Annotated in this window: 8 protein-coding genes and 1 pseudogene; 6 read left to right on the top strand and 3 right to left on the bottom strand. The window is 73.4% G+C overall.

Features of this window, described 5'->3' with window-relative positions; translation table 11 throughout:
- Positions 1-72: 72 nt before the first annotated feature.
- The 3 genes and pseudogenes from AB0917_RS32045 to AB0917_RS32035 all read right to left on the bottom strand — a co-directional run bounded on the left by AB0917_RS32045 (position 73) and on the right by AB0917_RS32035 (position 2,608).
- The gene (locus tag AB0917_RS32045; protein WP_366823224.1) at positions 73-456 is read right to left on the bottom strand and encodes a nuclear transport factor 2 family protein; all 384 of its coding nucleotides are present in this window, start codon (positions 454-456) and stop codon (positions 73-75) included.
- 57 nt (positions 457-513) lie between these two features.
- A pseudogene (locus tag AB0917_RS32040) lies at positions 514-1,961 on the bottom strand (aldehyde dehydrogenase family protein).
- A gap of 56 nt (positions 1,962-2,017) precedes the next feature.
- On the bottom strand, positions 2,018-2,608 hold the full coding sequence (locus AB0917_RS32035; protein ID WP_366823223.1) for a TetR/AcrR family transcriptional regulator: 591 nt from the start codon (positions 2,606-2,608) through the stop codon (positions 2,018-2,020).
- A 310-nt stretch (positions 2,609-2,918) separates the two neighbouring features.
- Between AB0917_RS32035 and AB0917_RS32030 the strand changes: the two genes are divergently transcribed.
- The 6 genes from AB0917_RS32030 to AB0917_RS32005 form a co-directional block, all read left to right on the top strand.
- Complete coding sequence (locus AB0917_RS32030) at positions 2,919-3,659, top strand: alpha/beta hydrolase (RefSeq protein WP_366823222.1); 741 nt, start codon at positions 2,919-2,921, stop codon at positions 3,657-3,659.
- 61 nt (positions 3,660-3,720) lie between these two features.
- A complete protein-coding gene (locus AB0917_RS32025; RefSeq protein WP_366823221.1) occupies positions 3,721-4,395 on the top strand; it encodes a GntR family transcriptional regulator in 675 nt (224 codons plus the stop codon).
- A 169-nt stretch (positions 4,396-4,564) separates the two neighbouring features.
- The gene (locus AB0917_RS32020; protein ID WP_366823220.1) at positions 4,565-5,674 is read left to right on the top strand and encodes a phosphotriesterase; all 1,110 of its coding nucleotides are present in this window, start codon (positions 4,565-4,567) and stop codon (positions 5,672-5,674) included.
- On the top strand, positions 5,671-6,741 hold the full coding sequence (locus tag AB0917_RS32015) for an aryldialkylphosphatase (protein ID WP_366823219.1): 1,071 nt from the start codon (positions 5,671-5,673) through the stop codon (positions 6,739-6,741). Before AB0917_RS32020 ends, AB0917_RS32015 begins: the two co-directional genes overlap by 4 nt.
- A 50-nt stretch (positions 6,742-6,791) precedes the next feature.
- Entirely contained in the window at positions 6,792-7,769 is a 978-nt protein-coding gene (locus AB0917_RS32010) for an alpha/beta hydrolase (RefSeq protein ID WP_366823218.1), read from the top strand.
- Between the two features lie 233 nt (positions 7,770-8,002).
- A partial coding sequence (locus AB0917_RS32005) for an amidohydrolase family protein (protein ID WP_366823217.1) occupies positions 8,003-9,062 on the top strand: 1,060 nt, incomplete at its 3' end.

The following is a 9,062-nucleotide window of genomic DNA, read 5'->3' as shown; positions in this document are numbered from 1 at the left end:
CACCATCGAGATCCGCTTCAAGCAGGGCCGCAGTTTCTTCCCGCTGGACGAGACCCTGATTGCCTTCCGCGGTCAGTCCGGGTCGCGGCGGAAGAACGTCTTGCCCGCGATCCGCCACACCCCGTCCTCCCGTACCAGGGAGAAGTGGTCGGTGAAGTCGTGGCCCTGGTAGCCCGACTCGTCGAGCACCGCGACCGCCACGTCCCCGCTCACCTCGACCGAGCGGATGGCGTACGTGTAGGCCGGGGTCCACGCGCCGGGGTCCGCGTCGGCCGCGACCACCTCGCAGAACGCCTCGATCGGCGCGGACACGAGCTGCGGGCCGAGGTAGCCCCACATGTACGCGTCCGGGCGGAAAGCGGCCCGGACGGCCTCGGGGTCCGCGGCACGCACCGCCGCCACGTAGGCCTCCACGGCGGACCTGACACCCTCGTGGTCCGCGGTCTGCTGGGTCATCGCGCTCTCCTCCCGTTCGAAGGGGCGGCCGGCCCTGCGCCGCCCGGCCCCCGGTGGTCAGCCATGGTGGATCCACACGCCCTTGGTCTCGGTGAACACGTCCAGGGCGTGCGAGCCCATCTCCCGCCCCCAGCCGCTGGCCCCGAACCCTCCCCAGGGCGCGGCCGGGTCGGGTATCGCCGGCATGTTGACGAACACCGCGCCCGCGTGGATGTCCGCCGCGAGCCGGTGGGCGGTCGACAGGTCCTGGGTCCAGACCGCGGCGGCCAGTCCGTACCGGGTGTCGTTGGCCCGCGCCGCCAGTTCGTCCTCGTCCTCGTAGGTGAGCACCGGCAGCACGGGGCCGAAGACCTCCTGCCGGGCTATGGCCATCCGGTCGTGCACTCCGGTCAGAACGGTGGGCCGGTAGAAGTGGCCGGACTCCAGGGGGCCGCCGGCGCGCGCTCCCCCGGTGACCAGCTCGGCCCCCTCGGTGACGCCCTGCTCCACCAGGGCCTCCACCCGGCGCAGGTGCTCGTCGGTCACCAGGGGCCCCAGCTGGGTGCCGGGGGTCAGCCCGGGGCCCAGACGCAGTGCGGCGACGGCGGCCGCGAGCTTCTCGGTGAACTCGTCCGCCCGCAGGCGGTCCACGTAGAAGCGCGCGTAGGCGGCGCAGACCTGCCCGCTGTTGAGCAGCGCACCGCGCACATTGCCCTCGACGGCGGCGTCGATGTCGGCGTCCCGGGCGATGATGCTGGGCGCCTTGCCGCCGAGTTCCAGGGTGACCCGCTTCAGGTCCTCCGCCGAGGCCCGGACGATCTCCTGCCCCACCTCGGTGGAACCGGTGAAGGAGACCTTGTCCACGCCCGGGTGCTCGACCAGGCTCCGGCCGGTCCCGGGCCCTCCGGTGACCAGGTTGACCACGCCCGGGGGAATCCGGCCTCCTCGCACAGCCGCACCAGCCGCAGCGTGGTCAGCGGAGTCTGCTCGGCCGGCTTGACGATCACGGTGTTGCCGCAGGCGAGCGCCGGCGCCATCTTCCACGCCGCGATCATCAGCGGGAAGTTCCAGGGGGTGATGAGCGCGCACACCCCGACCGGTTCGCGGCGGGTGAAGTGCAGCGTGCCGGGATGGGAGACCGGGCTGACCGCTCCTTCGATCTTCGTGACCCAGCCCGCGTAGTAGCGGAAGTGCTCCGCGGCCCCCGCGACGCTGACCCCTCGGGCCACCTCCAGCGGCTGCCCCTGGTCACGGGTCTCCAGCTCCGCCAGTTCTCCGGCGTCGCGCTCGATCAGTTCGGCGACCCGCCACAGCAGCCGGGCACGTTCGGCCGCGGGCAACGAGGCCCAGGCGGGGTCGCCCAGGGCCTGTCGTGCCGCGTCGACCGCGGCGTCCGTGTCCGCCTGACCGGCCTGGGCGCAGCTCCCCAGGAGCGATCCGGTGGCGGGGTCGTGGGTGGCGAACTCCGCCCCGGTCGCGGCGGCCGTCCACTCACCTCCGATGAAAAGCCGGCCTCGCACATGCATGAAGAATCCTTCTCCGTATCTTCGTCATGGCCCGGGGAACACCCGTGGTACGGGGGTCAGTCGGCGATGTTCCGCATCAGCCGGTCGACGTAGGCCTGGTGTTCCGGGATCAGCGCGCCGTCGGGGAACATCAGGGAGGTGACGTTGGCGCCGATGGACACGCCGATGACCTCCCCGGCCAGCTCGGTCACCGCGGGCGCGTCGGCGGGTTCGCCCTTGCCGCGCGCGGCGGCGATCCGCTCGGCGAGCCGCCGGCGCCAGTCGTGGAGGTGTTCGCGGTAGAGCGAGGCGAGTTCCTCGTTGGTCACCGAGTGCTCCCACAGGGCGAGCAGCACGCGGGCGGAGTCGATCCGGTACCGGTCCAGCGGCAGCGTCGCCTCGATGTCGTGACGCAGCGCCTCCCGGGGATCGGGGGACGGATCGCCCGCGACCATCTGCTCGTTCATCTCCGCGAGCACGCTCTGGAACGTGGCGGCGACAATGCTGTCCTTGTTGGGGAAGTAGCGCTTGAGCGCACCGTTGGCGAAGCCCGCCTCGGCGACGATGCTCCGCATGGTCGCGGCCTCGAAACCACCCTGGATGATGAGTTTCTTCGCAACCGCGACAATGTCCCGCCGTCGCTGATCATGGTCGATAATCTTCGGCATAGTCGTCCCTACGGTACTGGCGATCCGGCCGGTGTACGAAGCCCGAGCCGGCTCCTCCTGCGCTCGGCCTGCCGGGCCGGGTCCGCGCGTGTGGAGGACGGGCGGCGTCCGTCCGCACCGGCGTGCGGGGGCGCGGGGAGCGGACGGTCGGCCTCTCCTGATACCGGACCGGGCTACACCGGTTCAGTAATCGTATACGATAGCATGCACGATCTGGAAGGGAAGGGCCGGCCGCGCGCCGTCGCGCGAAGGCGGACCGGGCCGGTAGAATCGCAATTCGTATACGAAACTCGATGTAAGAGGTGCAGAGATGCAGAGCCGAACCGGTCTGGCCGTCCGTACGTTCACCCCCGGCCGGCCCGCCGAGGGCCCTCCCGTCCTGCTCGTGCACGGCTTCGGGTCCGACGGCCACCGGGACTGGGTGGAGACAGGGGTGGCCCCCGCGCTGGCGGAGGCCGGACGCGAGGTGATCGTGCCCGACCTGCGGGGCCACGGGGACAGCCCGGCCCCGTCGGCGGCCGGCGAGGCCGGTGCGGCGGGGCTCGTCGCGGACCTGGTCGCCGTGGTGGACGAGGCGGGCGCCGGGACCTTCGACGTGGTCGGGTACTCGCTGGGCGCCCGGCTCGCCTGGGAGCTGCCCGCGGCGGCGCCCGGCCGGCTGCGCCGGGCCGTCCTCGGCGGGCTCAGCCCCGCCGAACCGTTCGAGGCGGTGGACGTGGCGGCGCTCCACCGCGCGGTCGCCGACGGCACCGAACCCGCGGACCCGTTCACCGCGATGATCGCCGGCATGGTGCGCGCCCACGGCGCCCGCGCGGCCGGTCTGGCCCTGTGCGTGGAGGGGCTGCGCGCCACGCCCTTCGCACCGCGGTCCTGGGCCGGGGAGACACCGCCGGCCTTCGTCGTCGGGGAGGACGACATGATGACCCACGGGATCGAGCGGGTCGTCGGCCTCGTCGACGGGGCGGAGCTGACCACGGTCCCCGGCGACCACCACGGCGTTCTCGCCGGCGCCGCGTTTCGCCGTACAGTCCTGGAAGTCCTCGCAGGGTGAGCGTACGAGTACACGGCCGGGGCCGCGCCGCGGCAGCCCGGCCCGAGGTAGGGGAACAGGAATGACCGCCACGCAGAAACAGGCCCGCTCCAAGGGGTCGAAGGCCGAGGTCAGCTACGAGCTGCTGCGCTCGCGCATCCTCGACGGGACGTACGGACCGGGATACCGGCTGGTCCTCAGCCAGCTCGCGCAGGAGACCGGGGTCAGCACGATCCCCCTGCGCGAGGCCCTGCGCCGGCTGCAGTCCGACGGGCTCGTCGAGGTCGTCCGCAACATCGGCGCGCGGGTGGCGGTGTTCGACGCCACGCAGGTGGAGCACTCCCTACAGGTCCTGGCCCGCCTGGAGGGGTACGCGACCGCGATCTGCGCGCCGCACATGACGGCGAAGCACATCGAGCGGTCGCGGAAGGTCAACGCCCGCATGGTCACGGCGCTGGAGGACTTCGACCCGACGGCCTTCACGGCCCTCAACCGGGAGTTCCACTTCTCGCTCTACGAGCACTGCCCGGACGCGCACCTGGTCTCCCTCCTGGAGGCCGAGTGGGCCCGGCTGGACCACATGCGGCGCTCGACCTTCACCCACGTACCGGGCCGGGCGCGCCGCTCCGTGGCCGAGCACGAGCGGTTGCTGGAACTGATCGCGGCCCACGCACCGGCGCCGGAGATCGAACAGGTCGCCTGCGCCCACAAGATCGCGACCGCTGACGCGCTGCGCCGGTCGCAGACCGCACCGTAGGGGCCGCGCCGCAGGCCGATCTCACCCGGGGCGGCCCCGACGCGGAACCGGTGCGCGTCGGCGGCCGACGGCCCGATGGCGGAGCGCGGCGACGAGCCGACAGCGAGCCGGCCGACGGACCCCGAATTATCGTATACGATGAGGTATCTCTTCTGTTATCGTGACCCGCATGTCCACCACCGACTCGACCGTGGGTGCGCCGATGGCCGCGCAGATGTCCGGGGGGACCGTCGTCACCGTCACCGGCGAGGTCCCGCCGGACGCGCTCGGCGCGGTACTCCCCCATGAACACCTCCTGAGCGACTTCGCCCCGCCGGACGACACCGCCGCGTCCTGGGCGGCCCTGGGCCGCACACGCCCCACGGCCACGAGCGGGCGCCGGCTCTACCTCGCGCCCCTGACGATGGACCTCCTCGGCGACATCGGCATGGGCGCCCCCAACCGGGACAACTGGCTGCTCGGGGACGAGGAGGCGGCCGCCGGCGAGGCCGCCGCGTTCAGGGACGCCGGCGGCGCCACGCTGGTGGACCTCACGACCGCAGGGCTCGGCCGTCGCCCGTCCGGTCTGCGCCGGATCGCCGAGGCGACCGGCCTCAACATCGTCATGGGCTCGGGCCGCCACCACCCCGCCCGGACCGGAGCGCCCGCCGGCCTCACCGCCGAAGCGCTCGCCGAGGAGATCGTCCGGGACCTCACCGAGGGCGTGGACGGAGTGCGGGCGGGCATCATCGGCGGGCTCGGGGCGCTCGACCCGCGAAAGCCCGCCGAGCGCGCCGTCCTGGTCGCGGCGGCCGTCGCCTCGGCGGCCACGGGCGCCGCGATCTCGGTCGGCCGCTGCGGCGACGCCGCCACCCAGCAGCGGGTGCTCGACCTGCTCGCCGAGGAGGGCGCGGACCTCACGCGCGTGGCCGTCGGACACTGCGACGCGCTCTCCCCCCGCCCCGACGACCTCGAACCGCTCCTGGAACGCGGGGTGTTCGTCCAGTTCGACCAGCTCGGCCGGCTGCCCTCGGTGCGCAGCGTCAGCGACGACCAGGACGTCGCCACGGCCGTACTGGAACTCGCCCGCCGGGGCCACGCCGGACGGCTCCTGCTCTCCCAGGGCGTCCACACCAAGGCGCAGCTGCTCGCCTACGGCGGGGGCGGCTACGGCTTCGTCCTCCAGCAGTTCGTCCCCTACCTGAGGATGCTCGGAGCCGACGACGCCCTCGTCGAGTCCCTCACGGTGCGCAACCCCCGGCACCTGCTCACCATCGCGAACCGGAGGACCGACTCGTGAGCCGCTACCCCTTCGAGATCCCGGGCATCGCCGGCCGGGCCCTGACCGTCGCGGGCGCCGTGGACCCGTCGACGCTCGGCGCGACGCTCATGCACGAGCACATCTTCGTCGACCTGCGGCGGCCACCGGGCTTCCGCCGCCCCGGCGAGGACTCCCCCGAGGCCGCCGAGCCGCTCACCCTCGCCACGCTCGCGCGCACCCGGCACGGCCGCCCGAACACCGACAACGACGTGCTGGGCGACCACGACGAGATGCTCACGGAGGTGCTCGCCTTCGTCCGCAGCGGCGGCGGCACCATGGTCGAGGTCTCCCCGGCCGGCCTGGGCCGGGACCCCGAGGCGCTGCTCCGCCTCTCGCGGGCCGGCGGGCTCAACATCGTGATGGGCGGCGGCTGGTACACCCCGGCCTTCCACCCCCCGGACATGGGCGAACGCACCGTCGACGAGCTGGCCGACGCCATCGTCCGCGACGTCGCCGTCGGAGTCGACGGCACCCGGATCCGTTCGGGGATCATCGGCGAGGTCGGTGCGGAGACGGTGCCGTTGACCGGCAACGAACTCAAGAGCGTACGTGCGAGCGGACGCGCGAGCCGGGTGACGGGCGCCCCGGTCACCTTCCACGTGGGCGGGGTCGGCGAGGACAAGTTCCGGGTGCTCGACATCCTCGCGGAGGAGGGCGTCGCCGCCTCGAACGTGGTCCTGGGCCACGCCGGGGACGTCATCGCGGACCCGGCGTTCGGACGACGCGTCCTCGCACGCGGCGTCTTCGTGGAGTTCGACTTCCTGACGTCGCCGGGGAGCCCCTGGGGGCACCTCGTCCTCACCAGCGACCACAAGGTCGTACGGGGCGTCGTGGAGCTGATCGAACGGGGCCACGCGCACCAGATCCTGCTCGGCCACGACGTGTGCCAGAAGATCCAGCTCAAGAAGTACGGCGGCCAGGGATACGACTACATCCCCCGGCACTTCCTGCCCGCCCTGCGCCGCCTCGGGGTGAGCGAGGAGGCCATCCGCACGATCATGGTCGACAATCCCGCGCGAGCCCTCGCCTTCGCCGCACCGCAGTGACCACCCACCGCCCGCACCCGCTCGATCACCCATGAGTCCGAGGGAGAACCATGCGCGTCACCCCCGTCCCCTTCGATCCGGCGCTCGGCGCGGTGCTCGACGCGATGCCCCGCGACGAGGGGCGCGAGCCCTCCCTGGAAACCGTCGCGGCGGTGCGCGCCGCCTCGGCCGCGATCCCCGTGCCGTCGGTCGCCGACGTCGTCGGTACCCGTGGGATCGATGTCGAGGAGCGGACGGTCCCCGGCCCCGACGGCGCCCCGGACCTCGACGTCACCGTGCTGCGTCCCCGGCGCCCCGGGCCGCCGGTGCCCGGTCTCTACAACATCCACGGCGGCGGCATGATCAGCGGGACCCGCCACCAGGACACCGCCCGCCTCGCCGATCTCGTCGAGGAGTTGGGAGTCGTCGCCGTCAACGTCGAGTACCGCCTCGCCCCGGAGAACCCCGGCCCGGGGCCGGTGGAGGACTGCTACGCCGGTCTGCGGTGGATGTCCCGGCACGCCGCCGGGCTCGGCGTCGACCCCCGTCGCATCGTCGTCATGGGGGGCAGCGCCGGCGGCGGCCTCTCCGCCGGAGTCGCGCTGATGGCGCGGGAGCGCGGGGGGCCCTCCCTGGCCGGGCAGTTGCTGCTCTGCCCCATGCTCGACGACCGCAACACCACGGTCTCCAGCCATCAGTACACCGACCGCGGCACCTGGCGGCGGGCGATGAACGTCCTCGCGTGGCAGGCGCTGCTCGGCGAGCAGGCCGGCGACCCCGGCGCCGATGTGCCGGCCCATGTCGCCCCCGCCCGCGCGAGCGATCTGTCGGGCCTTCCGCCCGCGTTCGTCGAGGCGGGCAGCGCCGAGCTGTTCCGCGACGAGGACGTGGCGTACGCGTCCCGCATCTGGGCGGCGGGGGGCCGGGCCGAACTGCACATCTGGCAGGGGGCCTTCCACGGCTTCGACGTCTTCGCCCCGGACCACGAGGTGACCCGGGCCGCTCTGGCGGCGCGCCGGTCCTGGCTCCGCAGGGTGCTCGACCTCTGACGTCCCACCGTCCGCCGGCCCCGGGCCGACGCTCCACCGGAGCACCCGCCCCTTCCCGGGCGGCACACCCTGCGCGTGGCTCGCCCCCTCCGCACCGCCCCCCCTCCGCAGCACGTGCTCCCCGCATCGCTCAGCCCCCGACGGCGTTTCCCCTCGACGCCGTTCCCCCTTCACATCGTTTGACCCCAAACACTCCACCCTCCCCAGCGTTACCCGTCAGAAAGGCCAATCCCATGCCGGAGACAGCGGACCTCATCCTGACCGGCGGCGACGTGCTGACCGTCAACGACGCGTTCTCCGTCGCCGAGGCGGTCGCCCTGCGAGCCGGCCGGATCCTCGCCGTGGGAAGCGACGCGGAGATCACCGCCCTGGCCGGGCCCGGCACCCGGGTGATCGACCTGGCCGGCCGGACCGTGCTGCCGGGGATCAACGACTCCCACCTGCACGGTGCCGCGTGGGCGCTGACCAGGCCGCCGTTCGCGCTGGACATCGGCCACCCCGCCGTGGGATCGATCGCCGACATCACCGAGGCGGTACGGCAGGCCGCGGCCGGGACCCCCGAAGGGGAGTGGATCACCGGCCTCGGGTGGGACGTCGGCTACCTGGCGGAGTGCCTGGCCGACCCGGCCCGCCGCCCGCACCGCGGCGACCTGGACGGCGCCGCTCCCCGCCACCCGGTCTGCCTGACCGACTTCTCCGGCCACATGGTGTGGGCCAACTCCCGGGCGCTCGAACTGGCCGGGATCACCCCCGGCACCGCGTCTCCGGCGGGCGGGGTGATCGAGACGGACGCCGCGGGAGCGCCCACCGGCATCCTGAAGGAGACCGCGCAGTCCCTCGTCCAGGCACTGGTGCCGCCCGTGACCGTGGCCCAGCGCAAGGAGGCGATCCGGACGGCCGTGGCCGCCCTGCACACCCTGGGCATCACCAGCTACACGGAGCCGGGGCTCGGTCCGGGCGGCGCCGACATCCTCGGCGGCGGCCTGGACACCGGAACGCTCCACGCCTACGTCGAGCTGGCCCGCGCGGGGCAACTGGCTTCGCGGGTACGGGTGTTGCTGCTGCCCGCCCCCATGGGCGGCTCGGCGGCCGACGTGACCGCCGGTCTGGAGGGGCTCGCCGTCCCGGACGACGTGGACGCCGCGAGACTGGCCGTGATCGGCGTCAAGGTGTTCGCCGACGGTGTGCCGCCGAACGAGACCGCCTGGATGCACGACCCCTACCCGGGCGGCGGCCACGGAGGGCTCTGCGTGCACGGCGCCGACGCCGGTCTGAAGCAGGCCGAACTCGCCG

The sequence above is a fragment of the Streptomyces sp. NPDC007346 genome, assembly GCF_040703535.1.
GTDB lineage: Bacteria > Actinomycetota > Actinomycetes > Streptomycetales > Streptomycetaceae > Streptomyces.
Note: the sequence above shows the minus strand (reverse complement) of the source record. Positions and strands in the feature narration are given on the sequence as shown.

Bases quoted from the DNA above. Each gene is read 5' to 3' on its own strand.
- AB0917_RS32045 (WP_366823224.1), bottom strand. From the start codon at position 456: ATGACCCAGCAGACCGCGGACCACGAGGGTGTCAGGTCCGCCGTGGAG.
- AB0917_RS32035 (WP_366823223.1), bottom strand. From the start codon at position 2,608: ATGCCGAAGATTATCGACCATGATCAGCGACGGCGGGACATTGTCGCG.
- AB0917_RS32030 (WP_366823222.1), top strand. From the start codon at position 2,919: ATGCAGAGCCGAACCGGTCTGGCCGTCCGTACGTTCACCCCCGGCCGG.
- AB0917_RS32025 (WP_366823221.1), top strand. From the start codon at position 3,721: ATGACCGCCACGCAGAAACAGGCCCGCTCCAAGGGGTCGAAGGCCGAG.
- AB0917_RS32020 (WP_366823220.1), top strand. From the start codon at position 4,565: ATGTCCACCACCGACTCGACCGTGGGTGCGCCGATGGCCGCGCAGATG.
- AB0917_RS32010 (WP_366823218.1), top strand. From the start codon at position 6,792: ATGCGCGTCACCCCCGTCCCCTTCGATCCGGCGCTCGGCGCGGTGCTC.